The following is a 19,700-nucleotide window of genomic DNA, read 5'->3' on the forward strand; positions in this document are numbered from 1 at the left end:
GGCAGGCGCACCGGTCCGCGAGCATGGACCCGGGTCCCCCCGACCCGGGTTCGAAAAACCCTCCGGTCGGGGTTGACGGATCGCCCTCCACGGGTGATCCTGCCGGTGTCGTGAATGGCGCTGTGGACCGTGGTTGGACAGCGGTGTGGTATTCGGCTACACTGCTCTTTTGCGCTGCCCTTGGTGATCCCTGTGCTGGTGAACGGCCGTCGACCGCTTCCCTTTCCGGGCATGCGGTGGCCCGTTCCCGCACGATGTGACCGTCTCAACCGTGTTGCGGCGGTCCCTCTCATGACGGATCGTCTGGCGTGCGCGCTTCAACCGCCACAAGCCTTCGGAAGGACCCCTGTTGGCAGCCTCGCGCAACGCCTCCGCTAACGCCCTTGGTCCGCACCGCGTTTCCTTCGCCCGTATCCAGGAACCACTGGAGGTCCCGAACCTCCTCGCCCTTCAGACCGAGTCGTTCGACTGGCTGCTGGGCAACGACAAGTGGAAGACCCGGGTTGAGACAGCCCGAAACGCTGGACGCAAGGACGTTCCGGAGCAGTCCGGTCTGGAAGAGATCTTCGAGGAGATCAGCCCGATCGAGGACTTCTCGGGCACGATGTCCCTGTCGTTCCGAGACCATCGGTTCGAGCCGCCCAAGTACTCCGAAGAGGAGTGCAAGGACAAGGACATGACCTACTCCGCCCCGATGTTCGTCACGGCGGAGTTCATCAACAACGACACCGGTGAGATCAAGAGCCAGACGGTGTTCATGGGCGACTTCCCGCTCATGACCGCCAAGGGCACCTTCATCATCAACGGTACCGAGCGCGTCGTCGTGTCCCAGTTGGTCCGTTCGCCGGGCGTGTACTTCGACAAGTCCGTCGACAAGACCTCGGACAAGGACCTGTACGGCTGCAAGGTCATCCCGTCCCGCGGTGCCTGGCTGGAGTTCGAGGTCGACAAGCGCGACTTCGTCGGCGTCCGCATCGACCGCAAGCGTAAGCAGGGCGTGACCGTCCTGCTCAAGGCACTGGGGTGGACCACCGAGCAGATCCTGGAGCGCTTCGGTCAGTACGAGTCCATCCGCAACACGCTGGAGAAGGACCCCACCGCGGGTACCGACGACGCGTTGCTGGACATCTACCGCAAGCTGCGTCCGGGCGAGCCTCCGACCAAGGAGTCGGCCCAGGCGCTCCTGGAGAACCTCTACTTCAACCCCAAGCGTTACGACCTGGCCAAGGTCGGGCGCTACAAGATCAACAAGAAGCTCGGTCTGGACACCGAGTACACGCAGGGCACGCTGACCGAAGAGGACATCGTCGCCACGATCGACTACCTCGTCCGCCTGCACGCGGGCGAGACCGAGAAGGAGACCGTCAACGGCCTCCGTCCGATCGAGACCGACGACATCGACCACTTCGGCAACCGTCGCCTGCGCACCGTCGGCGAGCTCATCCAGAACCAGGTCCGTCTGGGTCTGGCCCGGATGGAGCGCGTGGTCCGTGAGCGGATGACCACCCAGGACGTCGAGGCGATCACGCCGCAGACCCTGATCAACATCCGCCCCGTCGTGGCCTCCATCAAGGAGTTCTTCGGCACCTCGCAGCTGTCCCAGTTCATGGACCAGACCAACCCGCTCGCGGGTCTGACCCACAAGCGTCGCCTCTCGGCGCTGGGTCCGGGCGGTCTGTCCCGTGAGCGTGCGGGCTTCGAGGTCCGGGACGTGCACCCGTCGCACTACGGTCGTATGTGCCCGATCGAGACCCCCGAGGGTCCCAACATCGGACTGATCGGCTCTCTCGCCGCCTACGGCCGGGTCAACTCCTTCGGTTTCGTGGAGACCCCGTACCGCAAGGTCGTCGACGGCCGGGTCACCGACCAGGTCGACTACCTCACCGCGGACGAGGAGGACCTCTACGTCATCGCGCAGGCCAACACGCCGCTGGCCGCCGACGGCTCCTTCGCCGAGTCGCGCGTGCTCGTGCGCCGTAAGGGCGGGGACTTCGAGCAGGTCACCTCGGACGAGGTCGACTACATGGACGTGTCGCCGCGCCAGATGGTGTCGGTCGCCACCGCGATGATCCCCTTCCTGGAGCACGACGACGCCAACCGCGCGCTCATGGGCTCCAACATGCAGCGTCAGGCGGTGCCCCTGCTGCGGGCCGAGGCGCCCTACGTCGGTACCGGCATGGAGTACCGCGCCGCCACCGACGCCGGGGAGGTCATCCTCGCGGAGAAGGCCGGCGTCGTGGAGGACGTCACGGCCGACTACGTCACCGTGATGGCCGACGACGGCACGCGCAAGACCTACCGCATGGGCAAGTTCCTGCGCTCCAACCAGGGCACCTGCTTCAACCAGCGGCCGATCGTGTCCGAGGGCGACCGGGTCGAGGCGGACCAGGTCCTCGCGGACGGCCCCTCCACCGACCAGGGCGAGATGTCACTGGGCAAGAACCTGCTCGTGGCGTACATGTCCTGGGAGGGCCACAACTACGAGGACGCGATCATCCTCTCCCAGCGTCTGGTGCAGGACGACGTCCTGTCCTCGATCCACATCGAGGAGCACGAGGTCGACGCCCGCGACACCAAGCTGGGTCCGGAGGAGATCACCCGGGAGATCCCCAACGTCAGCGAGGAGGTCCTCGCCGACCTGGACGACCGGGGCATCATCCGCATCGGTGCGGAGGTGGTCGACGGCGACATCCTCGTCGGCAAGGTCACGCCCAAGGGCGAGACCGAGCTGACCCCGGAGGAGCGCCTGCTGCGCGCCATCTTCGGCGAGAAGGCCCGCGAGGTCCGGGACACCTCGCTCAAGGTGCCGCACGGTGAGACCGGAAAGGTCATCGGCGTGCGCGTGTTCAGCCGCGAGGACGGCGACGAGCTCGCTCCCGGTGTCAACGAGATGGTCCGCGTCTACGTGGCCCAGAAGCGCAAGATCACCGACGGTGACAAGCTCGCCGGTCGTCACGGCAACAAGGGCGTCATCGCCAAGATCCTTCCCCAGGAGGACATGCCCTTCCTGGAGGACGGAACGCCGGTCGACATCATCCTCAACCCGCTGGGGGTCCCCGGCCGGATGAACGTCGGCCAGGTCCTGGAGGTCCACCTGGGCTGGCTGGCCAAGCACGGCTGGTTGGTCGAGGAGGCCGAGGAGGGCTGGCAGAAGACGCTGCACGAGATCGGCGCCGCCGACGTGCCGCCGGGGTCCCTCGTGGCCACGCCCGTCTTCGACGGCCTGCACGGCGACGAACTCAGCGGCCTGATCGCGTCGGCCCGTCCCGACGCCGACGGCGACCGCCTCGTCAACGCCGAGGGCAAGGCGCGGCTGTTCGACGGCCGTACCGGTGAACCCTTCGCCGAGCCGATCTCCGTCGGTTACAAGTACATCCTGAAGCTCCACCACCTCGTGGACGACAAGATCCACGCCCGCTCCACCGGTCCCTACTCCATGATCACCCAGCAGCCGCTGGGCGGTAAGGCGCAGTTCGGTGGCCAGCGCTTCGGTGAGATGGAGGTGTGGGCGCTGGAAGCCTACGGCGCCGCCTACGCCCTCCAGGAGCTGCTCACCATCAAGTCCGACGACGTGGTGGGCCGGGTCAAGGTCTACGAGGCCATCGTCAAGGGCGAGAACATCCCCGAACCGGGTATCCCTGAGTCCTTCAAGGTGCTCATCAAGGAGATGCAGTCGCTCTGTCTGAACGTGGAGGTGCTGTCCAGTGACGGTATGTCCATCGAGATGCGGGACAGTGACGAGGACGTCTTCCGCGCGGCGGAGGAACTGGGAATCGACCTGGGTCGGCGCGAGCCGAGCAGTGTCGAAGAGGTCTAACTTCCGCATTCTTCGAGAGCAGGGGACGAATTAAGTGCTCGACGTCAACTTCTTCGACGAGCTGCGCATCGGCCTGGCCACGGCCGACGACATCCGCCAGTGGTCGCACGGCGAGGTCAAGAAGCCCGAAACCATCAACTACCGCACCCTCAAGCCCGAGAAGGACGGCCTCTTCTGCGAGAAGATCTTCGGCCCCACCCGGGACTGGGAGTGCTACTGCGGCAAGTACAAGCGAGTCCGCTTCAAGGGCATCATCTGTGAGCGCTGCGGCGTCGAGGTGACCCGTGCCAAGGTGCGCCGTGAGCGGATGGGCCACATCGAGCTGGCCGCACCCGTCACGCACATCTGGTACTTCAAGGGCGTGCCCTCTCGCCTGGGCTACCTGCTGGACCTCGCGCCCAAGGACCTCGAGAAGATCATCTACTTCGCGGCCTACATGGTCACGTGGGTGGACACCGAGGCCCGCGAGCGCGATCTCCAGTCCCTGGAGGCGCGGATCTCCGTCGAGAAGCAGCACATGGAGCAGCGCCGCGACTCCACCGTCGAGGACCGCCACCGCAAGCTGGAGGCCGACCTCGCCGAGCTGGAGGAGCAGGGCGCCAAGGGCGACGCACGTCGTAAGGTCCGCGAGGCGGCCGAGCGCGAGATGCGTCAGCTGCGCGACCGTGCCCAGCGCGAGATCGACCGCCTCGACGAGGTCTGGAACCGGTTCAAGAACCTCAAGGTCCAGGACCTCGAGGGCGACGAGATGCTCTACCGCGAGATGCGGGACCGCTTCGGCAAGTACTTCCGTGGCGGCATGGGCGCTCAGGCCATCCAGGACCGGCTCGCCAACTTCGAGCTGGAGGAGGAGGCGGAGAAGCTCCGTGAGACCATCCGCACGGGCAAGGGCCAGAAGAAGGCCCGTGCCCTGAAGCGGCTCAAGGTCGTCTCGGCCTTCCTCAACACCCGCAACAGCCCCATGGGCATGGTGCTGGACTGCATCCCGGTCATTCCGCCGGACCTGCGTCCGATGGTGCAGCTGGACGGTGGGCGCTTCGCGACCTCCGACCTCAACGACCTGTACCGCCGTGTCATCAACCGCAACAACCGTCTCAAGCGGCTTCTCGACCTCGGTGCGCCCGAGATCATCGTCAACAACGAGAAGCGGATGCTCCAGGAGGCCGTCGACGCGCTGTTCGACAACGGCCGCCGTGGACGCCCGGTCACCGGACCGGGCAACCGTCCGCTCAAGTCGCTGTCCGACATGCTCAAGGGCAAGCAGGGTCGCTTCCGCCAGAACCTGCTGGGCAAGCGTGTCGACTACTCCGGCCGTTCGGTCATCGTGGTCGGCCCGCAGCTGAAGCTGCACCAGTGCGGTCTGCCCAAGCAGATGGCGCTGGAGCTGTTCAAGCCGTTCGTGATGAAGCGCCTGGTCGACCTGAACCACGCGCAGAACATCAAGAGCGCCAAGCGCATGGTGGAGCGTTCCCGCCCCGTGGTGTGGGACGTCCTCGAAGAGGTCATCACCGAACACCCGGTGCTGCTCAACCGTGCCCCGACCCTGCACCGTCTGGGCATCCAGGCCTTCGAGCCGCAGCTGGTCGAGGGCAAGGCCATCCAGATCCACCCGCTCGTGTGCACGGCGTTCAACGCCGACTTCGACGGTGACCAGATGGCCGTGCACCTGCCGCTGTCCGCCGAGGCCCAGGCCGAGGCACGGCTGCTGATGCTGGCCACCAACAACATCCTCAAGCCGTCCGACGGCAAGCCCGTGACCATGCCCACCCAGGACATGGTGATCGGCCTGTACTACCTGACGACGGAGAAGGCGGGAGCCAAGGGCGAGGGCCGCTTCTTCCAGTCCCCGGGCGAGGCGATCATGGCCTACGACCTGGGCGAGCTGGACCTGCGGGCGAAGATCCGGCTGCGGATCGCCGACGGCGCTCCGGCTCCCAAGGACTGGACGCCGCCGGAGGGCTGGGAGCAGGGAGACCCGTACACCCTGGAGACCACCCTGGGGCGGTACCTGTTCAACGAGACCACCCCGGTGGACTACCCGTACGTCAACTTCCGCGTGGGCAAGAAGCAGATCTCGACCCTGGTCAACGACCTGGCCGAGAACTACCCGAAGATCCAGGTCGCCACGACCCTGGACGCCCTCAAGGACGCCGGTTACCACTGGGCCACCAGGTCCGGCCTGACGATCGGTATCGAGGACGTCGTCGCGCCGCCGCGCAAGAAGGAGATCCTCGACTCCTACGAGCGCAAGGCCGACAAGATCCAGCGCGAGTACGACCGCGGCCTGATCACCGACGAGGAGCGCCGTCAGGAGCTCACCGAGGTGTGGACCCAGGCCACCACCGAGGTCGCCCAGAACATGGAGGAGAACTTCCCCGAGGACAACCCGGTGTGGATGATGGTCCAGTCCGGCGCCCGCGGTAACCCGATGCAGGTGCGCCAGATCGCCGGTATCCGGGGCCTGGTCTCCAACACCAAGGGTGAGACCATCCCGCGTCCGATCAAGTCCTCCTACCGCGAGGGCCTGTCCGTGCTGGAGTACTTCATCTCCACGCACGGTCAGCGCAAGGGTCTGGCCGACACCGCTCTGCGTACCGCGGACTCCGGTTACCTGACCAGGCGCCTGGTGGACGTGGCCCAGGACGTCATCGTCCGCGAGGTCGACTGTGGCACCGACCGGTCGCTGTGGCACGAGATCGGTGAGAAGAACGCGGCCGGCGTCGTGGTGCGCAAGCACAACGTCGAGAACACCGGCTTCGGCCGTACCGTCGCCGAGGACGTGCTGGACGACGCGGGCAACGTGATCCTGCCGGCGCTGAGCGACACCTCCGAGCAGAACATCGACAAGCTGATCGAGGCCGGGATCACCCGGGTCCGCATCCGCTCGTCGCTGACCTGCGAGGCCAAGATCGGTGTGTGCAGCACCTGCTACGGCCGCTCCATGGCCACCGGCAAGCCGGTGGACGTCGGTGAGGCGATCGGTATCATCGCGGCGCAGTCCATCGGTGAGCCCGGTACCCAGCTGACCATGCGGACCTTCCACATGGGTGGTTCGGCCGGTCAGGACATCACCCACGGTCTGCCCCGTGTCCAGGAGCTCTTCGAGGCCCGCATCCCCAAGGGTGTGGCCCCGATCTCCGAGATGGAGGGCCGGATCCGGATCGACGACACCGAGAAGAGCCGCAAGATCGTCGTCATCCCCGACGACGGCACCGACGAGATCGCCTACACGGTACCGATGCGAGCCCAGCTCCTGGTGGCCGACGGCGACCCCGTCAAGGTCGGCCAGCAGCTGATCCAGGGTGCGATCGACCCGCACGAGGTCCTGCGCATCCAGGGTCCGCGCGCGGTGCAGCAGCACCTGGTGTCGGAGGTCCAGGAGGTGTACAAGTCGCAGGGTGTCTCCATCCACGACAAGCACATCGAGATCATCGTTCGCCAGATGCTCAAGCGGGTGAACATCCTGGAGTCGGGCGACACCGAGTTGCTGCCCGGTGAGATGGTCGAGCGTCCCAAGTTCGAGCAGATCAACCGCAGGGTCGTCTCCGAGGGCGGCCAGCCCGCCGCGGGGCGTCCGGTGCTGCTGGGCATCACCAAGGCCTCGCTGGCCACGGAGTCCTGGCTGTCCGCGGCCTCCTTCCAGGAGACCACCCGGGTGCTCACCGAGAACGCGATCCACGGCAAGAGCGATCCGCTGCTCGGCCTCAAGGAGAACGTCATCATCGGTAAGCTCATCCCGGCCGGTACGGGTATTCCGCAGTACCGCAACGTCCGGGTGGAGCCGACAGAGGAGGCCAAGGCCTCGATGTACTCGGTCTCCGGGTACGAGGAACCGAGCGAGTACACCTTCGGTCAGGGGTCGGGCGAGGCCGTCCCGCTGGAGGAGTACGACTTCGGGCCGTACAACCGATAACGGTTTGCTGTACTGACGGCGGCGGTCTACCACTCCCCGCGGGGAGTGGTACCGCCGCCGTCGCGCGTAGAGGGTCCGCTGACGCGGAAGGAAAACGGCGCTGCTGCGCTGGCGGGAGAGGCACAGGTGACTGATAACGGGGGAGAACGGCGGGATTCCGGAGCGGAGGACTCATGGTTCAAGCCGAGCGAGAACCGCTACCGCAAACAGTCGGAGTACCAGGACCCGCTGGAGGAGCAGGAGAGCGCGGAGACGGTCTTTCCTGACAGCGGGGGTTACACGGGGCTGAGTTCGTCCCGCCCCCCTCTGGCGGAGCCTTATCCAGAGGCGCTGGGCGGTCCACCGACCTCCGGTGGTATCTCCTACCCCGGAGCGGGAGAGGCGGCCTACCGGCCGCTGACCAGGGTTCCGGGCGATCCCGAGGAACCCGGTCTGCCGGGTGTGGCGGGCAGCGCGCGGGTGCCCCTTCCCGAGAGCGACCACCCCGAGGGGCCGCGGACCGAGCAGATCGCCGCAGTGGGCTCCTGGGGGAAGGACGGCGGCCTCCCGACCCCGGGGCAGACCGAGGACGACGGCCTCCGAGGGCCCGATGTCCAGGGTCCCGACGCGCAGGAGGACCGGCCGTGGGACCCCGGTCCGGCCCGAGAAGAGACCGGGGTGCTCGGCGCGGACGCCTGGAGCGGGCCGGTGGGCGAGGAGCCCGACACACCCTCGTGGGACTCGTCGCCGTCCGCGGCGGGTCCGGTGGGTGTCCCCGATGCCGGTGTGGTCGGTGGCGGGTCGTGGGAGCCGGGGCCGGTGGACGGTCGGGGTTCCGATGGTGGCTCGTCGTTCGCGGGGCGGCCTTGGGACGCGGGTTCCGCCGTCGGGCGGGATTCCGGTGAGGGTCGTTCGGACGAACACGGCGAGTTCGGGGAGGCCGGCCGGTCGTGGGCGGACGTTCCCGGTGGTGAGTACGGTTCGGAGCCGACGGACGGGGGCGGGTGGAGTGCCGCCTCCGGGCGTGAGGAGGTCGACGAGCTGGGTCCCGCCTCCTGGGACGAGGAGCCCGACACGCCCTCGTGGGCCTCGTCGCCGTCCGTGTCGGATTCCTCCGGTGCGGCCGACGACGGGTCGTGGGACGTCGACCCGCGTGAGGGCGGACGGGACACCTCCTCGGGAGGGGACCCCGGGACGTTCTCCGGGGGCGGGTGGAGTGCCGCCTCCGGGCGTGAGGAGGTCGACGAGCTCGGTCCCGCCTCCTGGGGCGAGGACCGTCCCACCGCCTCGTGGGACTCGTCGCCGTCCGCGGCGGGTTCGGTGGGTGTCCCCGATGCCGGTGTTCCCGATGCCGGTGTGGTCGGTGGCGGGTCGTGGGAGCCGGGGCCGGTGGACGGTCGGGGTTCCGATGGTGACGCGTCGTTCGCGGAGCGATCTTGGGACGCGGGTTCCGCCGTCGGGCGGGATTCCGGTGCGGGTGATCCTGGTGAGGGTCGTTCGGACGAACGCGACGGATTCGGGGAGGCCGGCCGGTCGTGGGCGGGCGTTCCCGGTGGTGAGTACGCTTCGGAGCCGACGGACGGGGGCGGGTGGAGTGCCGCCTCCGGGCGTGAGGAGGTCGACGAGCTCGGCCCCGCCTCCTGGGACGAGGACCGTCCCACCACCTCCTGGAACACACCGTCCTCCGCCGTACCGGGGACCGGGGAGAGAACCGACACGGTGGGGACGTACCCGACGGGAGGAAACGGCGAGGCGCAGACCTCCTCCGGTTGGCGCGTCGACGTTCCGCAGGAGGACGACCCCCTCGGAGACCACGGCCGCTCCTGGGACGAGGAGCCGAACGTGGGGTCCGGCGAGATCGACGGACGCACCACGGACGGCGGTGCCCCCGAGCCGTGGGCTCCTCGGTGGGAGGACGGCGACGGCCGGGCCGACACGGGAACCGGAGGACCGTGGACCGGCGAAGCACAGGGAGGCACGGGCAACACCTGGGCGTTCGACCGCAACGACCCCCGGCTGCCGGACGTGGTCCGTGAGGCCGAGGAACGGCGCAGGGGCGCAGCCACGGGCACGCCCACCGAGGCGGAGTGGGGAGGTCCCGACACCGGCGAACTCTCCGCGGCCGTCCCCGCCTCCGACGATCCCCTGGGCGCGATCGCCGCCATGCAGACGCGCGCACGCTCCAGGGGTGAGAACGCGGACGACGCCGCGCGGGTGGCGGACGACGGAGGAGACCCCGAGACCGACGCCCCGGGCCACGACCACGACCGGGAGTACGACGAGCGGGCGGCGGTCGACACCGAGGGGGGCACGGAGGAGCGGGAGTACGACGACGGCTTCACGCCGGCGGACTACGGCATGCCCGAGACCCCGGTGAGGAGGAGACGCAAGGACCCCATCGCCGACGACTTCCCCGGTTTCGACGACCGTCCCCTCGGCGGCGAGGCGGGTGATCCCTATCCCGGTTACGACAGCATCGACTTCCTGGCCGACACCGAAAGGGGCGCACTCGTCACTCTGTGGCTGGGCGTGGCCTCGCTGATACCGGGGCTCGGTCTGGTCTTCGCCCTGCTGACACTGCTGGTCACCGGGCCCAAGGCCAAGAGGGCCATCCGTGGATCCAACGGTCAGCTCGACGGCCTCGGCCTGATCACCGCGGGCACGGTCTTCGCGGTGATCGGCATCCTGGTGACAGTGATCTCCGTCGCCCTTTGGCTGATCCTGTAGTGCCGCGGCCGCCTCCCCGCGACAATGTTCGTCAGGGGAGGCGGCCGTTTCTTCTCGACGATCCACGCGAGAACCGGGGACGAAACGGCTCCAGAACCGCGTAGACTGGTAGTCGACCCACGGCTGCGCGAGAACCAGTTCCATGGTTTCCGTCGTGTCGCACACCGTTTTGACCACCCTGATGGCAAGCGGTAACCTGTGTGATTGTGCCTGTGAGTCGATGGGTCGCACGTATCGAGTGCGGCGCCGGGTCCCGCCAGGTGAGGACCCACGGCGCGCGGTGCATGTGAACCCCCTCCCATAACCGGTTGCCCGGCTGCGCGTCATAGCCTTTCCCCATGCTCGGGAACGAGCGCGACACGCCCGACAGCGGGGGCCGGAGAAGTTCGGGAAAAGCAGCAGGTCAATAGCGATATCGGCTACGAGAACCGGCGTAGGTCACGAGGAAGACGGAGACGCGGTGCCCACCATTCAGCAGCTGGTCCGTAAGGGCCGACAGGACAAGGTCGCAAAGAACAAGACCCCGGCGCTGAAGGGGAGTCCGCAGCGTCGTGGTGTTTGCACGCGTGTCTACACCACCACGCCGAAGAAGCCGAACTCCGCTCTGCGTAAGGTCGCTCGCGTCAAGCTGAGCAGCGGCATCGAGGTCACGGCCTACATCCCCGGCATCGGTCACAACCTGCAAGAGCACAGCATCGTGCTCGTTCGCGGTGGCCGTGTGAAGGACCTGCCGGGTGTCCGTTACCGCATCGTTCGCGGTTCGCTCGACACCCAGGGTGTCCGGGGCCGCAAGCAGGCACGTAGCCACTACGGCGCCAAGAAGGAGAAGTAAGCATGCCGCGCAAGGGCCCGGCGCCGAAGCGCCAGCTCATCACCGACCCGGTCTACGGCTCGCCGCTCGTCACCGCACTGATCAACAAGGTGCTGGTCGACGGCAAGCGTTCCCTCGCCCAGAGCGTCGTCTACGACGCCCTGGAGGGCGCTCGCGAGAAGACCGGCCAGGACCCGCTCGTCGTTCTCAAGCGGGCCTTGGACAACGTCAAGCCCGCGCTCGAGGTCCGCAGCCGCCGCGTCGGTGGTGCGACCTACCAGGTGCCGGTCGAGGTCCGCGCCTCCCGGTCCACCACGCTGGCCCTGCGCTGGCTGGTCTCCTACGCGCGTCAGCGTCGTGAGAAGAGCATGACCGAGCGCCTGATGAACGAGCTGGTCGACGCCAGCAATGGTCTCGGCGCGGCCGTCAAGAAGCGTGAGGACACGCACAAGATGGCCGAGTCGAACAAGGCCTTCGCGCACTACCGCTGGTAAAGCAGCGGATTCGGAACAGACCGAGGGACAAGCCTCATGGCTAAGACTTTGCTGGACCTGGCCAAGGTCCGCAACATCGGCATCATGGCCCACATCGACGCGGGCAAGACCACGACCACCGAGCGGATCCTCTACTACACCGGTGTCAACCACAAAGTCGGCGAGACGCATGACGGCGCCTCGACGATGGACTGGATGAAGGAGGAGCAGGAGCGGGGTATCACCATTACCTCGGCCGCCATCACCACTCGGTGGAACGACACCACCATCAACATCATCGACACGCCCGGCCACGTCGACTTCACGGTCGAGGTCGAGCGCTCCCTGCGCGTACTCGACGGTGCGGTGGCCGTCTTCGACGCCAAGGAAGGCGTCGAGCCTCAGTCCGAGCAGGTCTGGCGGCAGGCCGACCGCTACAACGTCCCGCGGATCTGCTTCGTCAACAAGATGGACAAGATCGGCGCGGAATTCCAACGCTGCGTCGACATGTTCCGTGAGCGCCTCGGCGCCAACGCCATGCCGATCCAGCTGCCCATCGGCGCTGAGAGCGACTTCCGTGGCGTCATCGACCTCGTGAAGATGAAGGCCTACCTCTGGAGCGAGGAGGCCGCGCTCGGCGAGATGTACGACACCGTCGACATCCCCGAGACCCACATCGACGCCGCCCGTGAGGCCAGGGACTTCTTCCTGGAGACCCTGGCCGACGCCGACGACGAGGTCATGGAGCTCTACCTCGAGGGCAAGGAGCCCGACGAGGAGCTGCTCGTCTCCGCGATCCGTCGCGCCACCGTCGCCGGCACCGCGGTCCCCGTGGTCTGCGGCACCGCGTTCAAGAACAAGGGCGTCCAGCCCCTGCTCGACGCGATCGTCGCCTACCTTCCCTCGCCCACCGACGTGGAGGCGATCGAGGGCCACGACCCCAAGGACGAGAGCGAAGAGGTCACGCTCACGCGTAAGCCGAGCACGGAGGAGCCCTTCTCCGCGCTGGTCTTCAAGATCGCCAGCGACCCGCACCTGGGCAAGCTCAGCTACGTGCGCGTCTACTCGGGTGTCATGACGTCCGGCACGCAGGTGCTGAACAGCTTGAAGGGTCGCCGGGAGCGCATCGGCAAGATCTACCGGATGCACTCCAACAAGCGCGAGGAGATCTCCGAGGTCGGCGCGGGCGACATCGTCGCCGTCATGGGCCTGAAGGACACCACGACCGGTGAGACCCTGTGCGACCAGGCGAACCCGATCGTCCTGGAGTCCATGACCTTCCCCGCGCCGGTCATCGAGGTGGCCATCGAGCCCAAGACCAAGAGCGACCAGGAGAAGCTGGGCATCGCGATCCAGCGCCTGGCGGACGAGGACCCCTCGTTCCAGGTCGCCACGGACGAGGAGACCGGCCAGACCGTCATCTCCGGTATGGGCGAGCTGCACCTCGAGGTCCTCGTCAACCGCATGCGCGACGACTTCAAGGTCGAGGCGAACATCGGCAAGCCCCAGGTGGCCTACCGCGAGACCATTCGCAAGAAGGTCGAGGGGCACACCTACACCCACAAGAAGCAGACCGGTGGGTCGGGCCAGTTCGCCAAGGTCAAGATCGACGTCGAGCCCCTCGTGGCCGAGAGTGGCGACGCCACGGGCTACGAGTTCGTCAACGCCGTCACCGGTGGCCGTATCCCGCGTGAGTACATTCCGTCCGTCGACGCCGGTTGCCAGGAGGCCGCCGAGCTGGGTGTGCTCGCGCACTACCCGCTCGTCGGTGTCAAGGTGACGCTGGTGGACGGCCAGTACCACGAGGTCGACTCCTCCGAGATGGCGTTCAAGACCGCCGGTTCGATGGCCTTCAAGGAGGCCGTCAGGCTGGCCAAGCCGACTCTCCTGGAGCCGGTCATGGCAGTGGAGGTCACCACCCCTGAGGAGTACATGGGTGACGTCGTCGGCGACCTGAACTCCCGTCGTGGACAGATCCAGTCCATGGACGACCGTTCCGGCGTCCGGCTCGTCAAGGCCCTGGTGCCCCTCTCCGAAATGTTCGGCTACGTGGGTGACCTGCGCAGCCGTACGCAGGGTCGAGCCAACTACTCGATGGTGTTCGACTCCTACGCGGAGGTTCCGTCCGCTGTCGCCCAAGAAATTGTGGCGAAGGTCCGCGGAGAGTAGTAGCCGCGGGCACGTAACCCATCCGACCCCCGGTCTCGTGTCGGGGGTGGACCAGATAGCTCTGTACGTCTAGGAGACTTCCAGTGGCGAAGGAAAAGTTCGAGCGGACTAAGCCGCACGTCAACATCGGCACCATCGGTCACATCGACCACGGCAAGACCACGCTGACCGCGGCCATCAGCAAGGTGCTGCACGACACGTTCCCCGACCTGAACCCGTTCACGCCGTTCGAGGACATCGACAACGCTCCCGAGGAGCGCGAGCGCGGTGTCACGATCTCGGTCTCGCACATCGAGTACCAGACCGCGGAGCGTCACTACGCCCACGTCGACTGCCCCGGTCACGCCGACTACGTCAAGAACATGATCACGGGTGCGGCGCAGATGGACGGCGCCATCCTGGTCGTGGCCGCGACCGACGGCCCGATGCCGCAGACCAAGGAGCACGTGCTCCTGGCCCGCCAGGTCGGCGTGCCCTACATCGTGGTGGCCCTGAACAAGGCCGACATGGTGGACGACGAGGAGATCTTCGAGCTCGTCGAGCTCGAGGTCCGTGAGCTCCTGAGCGAGTACGAGTTCCCCGGCGACGACATCCCCGTCACCCGGGTCTCCGCGCTCAAGGCCCTGGAGGGCGACTCCGAGTGGGGTCAGACCATCCTGGAGCTCATGAAGACGGTGGACGAGTACATCCCCGAGCCCGAGCGTGACACCGACAAGCCGTTCCTGATGCCGATCGAGGACGTCTTCTCGATCACCGGTCGCGGCACCGTCGTCACCGGCCGCATCGAGCGCGGCATCATCAACGTCAACGAGACCGTCGACATCGTCGGTATCAAGGACGAGAAGCAGACCACCACGGTCACCGGTGTCGAGATGTTCCGCAAGCTGCTCGACCAGGGCCAGGCCGGTGACAACGTCGGTCTGCTCCTGCGCGGCACCAAGCGTGAGGACGTCGAGCGCGGGCAGGTCGTCATCAAGCCCGGCACGACCACCCCGCACACCGAGTTCGAGGCCCAGGTCGTCATCCTGTCCAAGGACGAGGGTGGTCGCCACACGCCGTTCTTCAATAACTACCGCCCGCAGTTCTACTTCCGCACCACCGACGTCACCGGTGTCGTGACGCTGCCGGAGGGCACCGAGATGGTCATGCCCGGTGACAACACCGCCATGACCGTCCAGCTGATCCAGCCGGTCGCGATGGAAGAGGGCCTGAAGTTCGCCATCCGCGAGGGTGGCCGGACCGTGGGCGCCGGTCGCGTCACGAAGATCCTCAAGTAGTACACGCCTGGAACGGTTCCTCACGGAACCACCCCAGGCGTGGCGGGCGGGCCGCCCACCGGCGGTCCGCCCGCCACACGACAAGACGTCATCGGGCTCTGTGACGGTGACGCACCGCAGGGGCAAGCCCTGTTGCGGTTTCTCAAGGGAATAGGGGCTCACGGCCACACGGCGGATCCGCCGGGCCTGGGCGTCTGTGACCGGACAGCTCACCGTTACGGACACTGAAGCGAAGGACGAACAGGCCACATGGCGGGACAGAAGATCCGCATTCGGCTAAAGGCCTATGACCACGAGGTCATTGACAGCTCGGCGAAGAAGATCGTCGAGACTGTGACGCGAACTGGTGCACAGGTCGCGGGCCCGGTGCCGCTGCCGACGGAGAAGAACGTTTACTGCGTCATCCGATCGCCGCACAAGTACAAGGACTCGCGCGAGCACTTCGAGATGCGCACCCACAAGCGGCTGATCGACATCATCGACCCGACACCGAAGACGGTCGACTCGCTCATGCGTCTCGACCTGCCGGCCGGCGTTGACATCGAGATCAAGCTTTAAGGACGCACAGACATGGCCACCAAGCAGATCAAGGGAGTTCTGGGCGAGAAGCTCGGCATGACCCAGGTCTTCGACGACGCGGGGCAGATGGTCCCCGTGACGGTCCTGAAGGCTGGTCCGTGTGTCGTGAGCCGCGTCCGGACTCCGGACACCGACGGCTACTCGGCTATCCAGCTGGGCTACGGGCAGGTCAACCCGCGCAAGATCAACAAGCCGCTCGGCGACTACCTGCGCAAGCACGACCTGACCCCGCGCCGGCACTACGTCGAGGTCCGCACTCCTGACGCCACCGAGTACACCCTCGGTCAGGAGATCACCGTGGACGCCTTCGAGAGCGGCCAGAAGGTCGACGTCACGGGCAAGAGCAAGGGCAAGGGCTTCGCCGGTGTGATGAAGCGTCACGGCTTCGGCGGTCTGGCCGCCTCGCACGGCACCCAGCGCACCCACCGCTCACCCGGCTCCATCGGCGGCTGCGCCACGCCCGGCCGCGTTTTCAAGGGCAAGCGGATGGCCGGCCGCATGGGCAACGTGCGCAAGACCGTCCAGAACCTGACCGTTCACTCCGTGGACGCGGAGAAGGGGCTCATCCTCGTCAAGGGTGCGGTCCCCGGTCCCAACGGCGGTCTGGTGCTCGTCCGCACCGCTGTGAAGGGGGACAAGTAAGCCATGACCCAGATCGAGGTCAAGAACCCCGAGGGCGGCGCCAAGGGCAGTGTCGAGCTGCCTGAGAGCGTCTTCGCCCAGCAGGTCAGCATTCCGCTGATCCACCAGGTCGTGAACGCTCAGCTGGCCGCCGGCCGCCAGGGCACCCACGCCACCAAGACCCGCGGCGAGGTCCGCGGCGGTGGCAAGAAGCCCTACCGCCAGAAGGGCACCGGCCGGGCCCGCCAGGGTTCGATCCGCGCCCCGCAGTACGCCGGCGGTGGCACGGTCCACGGACCCCAGCCGCGGGACTACAGCCAGCGCACGCCCAAGAAGATGAAGGCCGCCGCCCTGCGTGGCGCCCTCTCTGACCGGGCCCGTCACGGCCGCATCCACGTCATCAGCCACTTCGTGGCCGAGGACCTGGAGAGCAAGTTCACGCAGACCGCTCTGAAGGCGCTGCGCCAGATCACCGACTCCGACAAGGTCCTGGTGGTTCTGGCCCGCGAGGACGAGCACAACCGACGTGCCCTGCGCAACCTCGAAGAGGTGCACATCCTCGACGCGGACCAGGTGAACACCTACGACGTCCTGTACTCGGACGACGTGATCTTCACCGAGGCGGGCTACGCCGAGTTCCTGGCCCACGCGGCCGGCGCCTCCAAGGCCGCGCAGTCCGAGGAGGACGACCAGTGAGGATCGCCGACCACCGGGACATCATCATCGAGCCGGTGATCTCCGAGAAGAGCTACGGGCTCATGGACGAGAACAAGTACACGTTCATCGTTCGCCCGGACGCCAACAAGACCCAGATCAAGATCGCGATCGAGAAGATCTTCGAGGTGAAGGTCACGAGCGTGAACACGATCAACCGCAAGGGCAAGCGCAAGCGCACCCGCTTCGGTTACGGGAAGCGTCCCGACACCAAGCGTGCGATCGTCAGCGTCGCCGACGGCGACCGGATCGACATCTTCGGTGTCTGACCGCTCCCGGGTCTGACCGCTACACACCAAGCAAGACGTAAAGGAATGCACGAAGAAGATGGGCATTCGTAAGTACAAGCCGACGACGCCGGGCCGTCGCGGCTCCAGCGTGAGCGACTTCGTCGAGATCACGCGCTCGGAGCCGGAGAAGTCCCTGGTGCGTCCGCTTCACTCCAAGGGCGGGCGCAACGGCCACGGCCGCATCACCGCCCGCCACCAGGGTGGCGGTCACAAGCGGGCCTACCGCGTGATCGACTTCCGTCGCCACGACAAGGACGGAGTGCCGGCGAAGGTCGCTCACATCGAGTACGACCCCAACCGCACCGCCCGTATCGCTCTGCTCCACTACGTGGACGGCGAGAAGCGTTACATCCTGGCGCCCGCCGGCCTCAAGCAGGGTGACCGGGTCGAGAACGGTCCGCAGTCCGACATCAAGCCCGGCAACTGCCTCCCGCTGCGCAACATCCCCACGGGTACGTTCGTGCACGCGGTCGAGCTGAAGCCGGGAGGCGGCGCCAAGCTGGGTCGTTCCGCCGGTTCCCAGATCCAGCTCCTGGCCAAGGAGGGGAACTACGCCACCTTGCGTATGCCCTCCGGTGAGATGCGCATGGTGGAAGTCACCTGCCGCGCCACCGTGGGCCAGGTCGGCAACGCCGAGCAGTCCAACATCAGCTGGGGCAAGGCCGGCCGCTCCCGTTGGAAGGGCAAGCGCCCGACCGTTCGCGGTGTGGTGATGAACCCGGTCGACCACCCGCACGGTGGTGGTGAGGGCAAGTCCTCGGGTGGCCGTCACCCGGTGAGCCCCTGGGGTCAGAAGGAAGGCCGGACCCGGAAGAACAAGGCCAGCGACAAGCTGATCGTACGGCGTCGGCGCAGCGGTAAGAAGAAGCGGTAAGGAGCACGTCTGATGCCACGTAGCCTTAAGAAGGGTCCCTTCGTCGACGACCACCTCATCAAAAAGGTGGAAGCGCAGAACGAGAAGGGGACCAAGAACGTCATCAAGACGTGGTCCCGGCGGTCCATGATCGTCCCGGAGATGATCGGTCACACGATCGCCGTCCACGACGGCCGCAAGCACGTTCCCGTGTTCGTGTCCGAGTCGATGGTCGGCCACAAGCTCGGTGAGTTCGCTCCCACGCGTACTTTCCGTAGCCACGTCAAGGAAGACCGCCGTAGCCGCCGTTAGCGGTTGCAGCAGGAGTAAGAACCATTTCTCCACGGTGAGTGGAGATGAATTTCCGTGAGCGAGGGAAAAGCGATGGGAACGAGGGCACAGGCACGGTTCGTCCGTGTTACGCCCCGAAAGGCCCGCCGAATGGTGGACCTTATTCGCGGGTTGCCCGCTGACGAGGCACAGGCGGTGCTCCGGTTCGCCCCCCAGTCGGCGAGCGAGCCCGTTGGCAAGGTACTGGCCAGTGCCGTCGCCAACGCCGAGCACAACGACAAGTTGGACCGCGAGACGCTGGTGGTCGAGCGCGCGTGGGTGGACGAGGGTCCGACCCTGAAGCGCATTCGCCCCCGAGGCTTCGGCCGCGCATTCCGGGTGACCAAGCGGACGAGCCACATCACCGTGGTCGTCGCTGAGCGCTCGGACGCCTCGTCCAAGACGAAGGAAAGGACCCGATAGTGGGGCAGAAGGTAAACCCGCACGGGTTCCGCCTCGGCATCACCACCGACTTCAAGAGCCGTTGGTACGCCGACAAGTCCTACAAGGACTACGTCAAGGAAGACGTCGCCATCCGTCGGCTGCTGACCCGGGGCATGGAGCGCGCGGGCATCTCCAAGGTGGAGATCGAGCGCACCCGTGACCGTGTCCGCGTCGACGTCTACACCGCCCGGCCGGGCATCGTCATCGGCCGCCGCGGCGTGGAGGCCGACCGTATCCGGACCGACCTGGAGAAGCTGACCGGCAAGCAGGTGCAGCTGAACGTCTTCGAGGTCAAGAACCCCGAGATCGACGCACAGCTCGTCGCCCAGGGCGTCGCCGAGCAGCTGAGCAGCCGTGTGGCCTTCCGCCGCGCGATGCGCAAGGCCATGCAGAGCGCCATGAAGAGCGGTGCCAAGGGCATCCGTATCCAGTGCGGTGGTCGCCTGGGTGGGGCCGAGATGTCCCGCTCGGAGTTCTACCGCGAGGGTCGTGTCCCGCTGCACACGCTGCGCGCCGACATCGACTACGGCTTCTTCGAGGCCCGTACGACGTTCGGCCGTATCGGCGTGAAGGTGTGGATCTACAAGGGTGACGCGCCCGCGACCCGCGCCGAGCGCGAGGCGGCCCAGGCCGCGCAGCGCTCCGCCGGTGGCGGTGGCGGTCAGCGTCGCGAGCGCCCGCAGCGCCGTCGCCGTGGCGGCGG

15 protein-coding genes are annotated in these 19,700 nt (G+C 66.9%); all 15 read left to right on the forward strand.

The window, feature by feature from the left end; all coding sequences use genetic code 11:
- Positions 1 to 349: 349 nt before the first annotated feature.
- On the forward strand, positions 350 to 3,817 hold the full coding sequence (gene rpoB / locus PFX91_RS13415) for a DNA-directed RNA polymerase subunit beta (RefSeq protein ID WP_285731837.1): 3,468 nt from the start codon (positions 350 to 352) through the stop codon (positions 3,815 to 3,817).
- A gap of 34 nt (positions 3,818 to 3,851) precedes the next feature.
- Entirely contained in the window at positions 3,852 to 7,730 is a 3,879-nt protein-coding gene (locus PFX91_RS13420; protein ID WP_285731838.1) for a DNA-directed RNA polymerase subunit beta', read from the forward strand.
- 126 nt (positions 7,731 to 7,856) lie between these two features.
- Positions 7,857 to 10,436: a hypothetical protein gene (locus PFX91_RS13425; protein WP_285731839.1), complete on the forward strand. Its 2,580-nt coding sequence runs from the start codon at positions 7,857 to 7,859 to the stop codon at positions 10,434 to 10,436.
- 460 nt (positions 10,437 to 10,896) lie between these two features.
- The gene (gene rpsL / locus PFX91_RS13430; RefSeq protein WP_014912437.1) at positions 10,897 to 11,268 is read left to right on the forward strand and encodes a 30S ribosomal protein S12; all 372 of its coding nucleotides are present in this window, start codon (positions 10,897 to 10,899) and stop codon (positions 11,266 to 11,268) included.
- A gap of 2 nt (positions 11,269 to 11,270) precedes the next feature.
- Positions 11,271 to 11,741 carry a 30S ribosomal protein S7 gene (gene rpsG / locus PFX91_RS13435; protein WP_285731840.1) on the forward strand — a complete coding sequence of 157 codons (471 nt, stop codon included), beginning with the start codon at positions 11,271 to 11,273 and terminating at the stop codon, positions 11,739 to 11,741.
- A gap of 36 nt (positions 11,742 to 11,777) precedes the next feature.
- The gene (gene fusA, locus PFX91_RS13440; protein ID WP_285731841.1) at positions 11,778 to 13,889 is read left to right on the forward strand and encodes an elongation factor G; all 2,112 of its coding nucleotides are present in this window, start codon (positions 11,778 to 11,780) and stop codon (positions 13,887 to 13,889) included.
- Positions 13,890 to 13,972: 83 nt separating this feature from the next.
- Positions 13,973 to 15,166: an elongation factor Tu gene (gene tuf / locus PFX91_RS13445; RefSeq protein ID WP_285731842.1), complete on the forward strand. Its 1,194-nt coding sequence runs from the start codon at positions 13,973 to 13,975 to the stop codon at positions 15,164 to 15,166.
- 249 nt (positions 15,167 to 15,415) lie between these two features.
- Positions 15,416 to 15,724: a 30S ribosomal protein S10 gene (gene rpsJ, locus PFX91_RS13450; RefSeq protein WP_014908366.1), complete on the forward strand. Its 309-nt coding sequence runs from the start codon at positions 15,416 to 15,418 to the stop codon at positions 15,722 to 15,724.
- Between the two features lie 12 nt (positions 15,725 to 15,736).
- Positions 15,737 to 16,387, forward strand: a complete 651-nt coding sequence (gene rplC, locus PFX91_RS13455; RefSeq protein ID WP_285731843.1) for a 50S ribosomal protein L3 — start codon at positions 15,737 to 15,739, stop codon at positions 16,385 to 16,387.
- A gap of 3 nt (positions 16,388 to 16,390) precedes the next feature.
- Complete coding sequence (gene rplD / locus PFX91_RS13460; protein ID WP_285731844.1) at positions 16,391 to 17,062, forward strand: 50S ribosomal protein L4; 672 nt, start codon at positions 16,391 to 16,393, stop codon at positions 17,060 to 17,062.
- The gene (rplW, locus tag PFX91_RS13465; protein ID WP_285731845.1) at positions 17,059 to 17,349 is read left to right on the forward strand and encodes a 50S ribosomal protein L23; all 291 of its coding nucleotides are present in this window, start codon (positions 17,059 to 17,061) and stop codon (positions 17,347 to 17,349) included. Before rplD ends, rplW begins: the two co-directional genes overlap by 4 nt.
- Before the next feature lie 58 nt (positions 17,350 to 17,407).
- The gene (gene rplB, locus PFX91_RS13470) at positions 17,408 to 18,244 is read left to right on the forward strand and encodes a 50S ribosomal protein L2 (protein WP_285731846.1); all 837 of its coding nucleotides are present in this window, start codon (positions 17,408 to 17,410) and stop codon (positions 18,242 to 18,244) included.
- Positions 18,245 to 18,256: 12 nt separating this feature from the next.
- Entirely contained in the window at positions 18,257 to 18,535 is a 279-nt protein-coding gene (gene rpsS, locus PFX91_RS13475; protein ID WP_116247426.1) for a 30S ribosomal protein S19, read from the forward strand.
- Between the two features lie 72 nt (positions 18,536 to 18,607).
- Positions 18,608 to 18,976, forward strand: coding sequence for a 50S ribosomal protein L22 (gene rplV / locus PFX91_RS13480; protein ID WP_285731847.1), 369 nt, complete (start codon positions 18,608 to 18,610; stop codon positions 18,974 to 18,976).
- Positions 18,976 to 19,700, forward strand: a 725-nt coding sequence (rpsC, locus tag PFX91_RS13485) for a 30S ribosomal protein S3 (RefSeq protein WP_285731848.1), incomplete at its 3' end; no start/stop codon positions are given. The genes rplV and rpsC, both read left to right, overlap by 1 nt.

It is taken from the genome of Nocardiopsis sp. ATB16-24, assembly GCF_030271535.1.
Classification (GTDB): Bacteria; Actinomycetota; Actinomycetes; order Streptosporangiales; family Streptosporangiaceae; genus Nocardiopsis.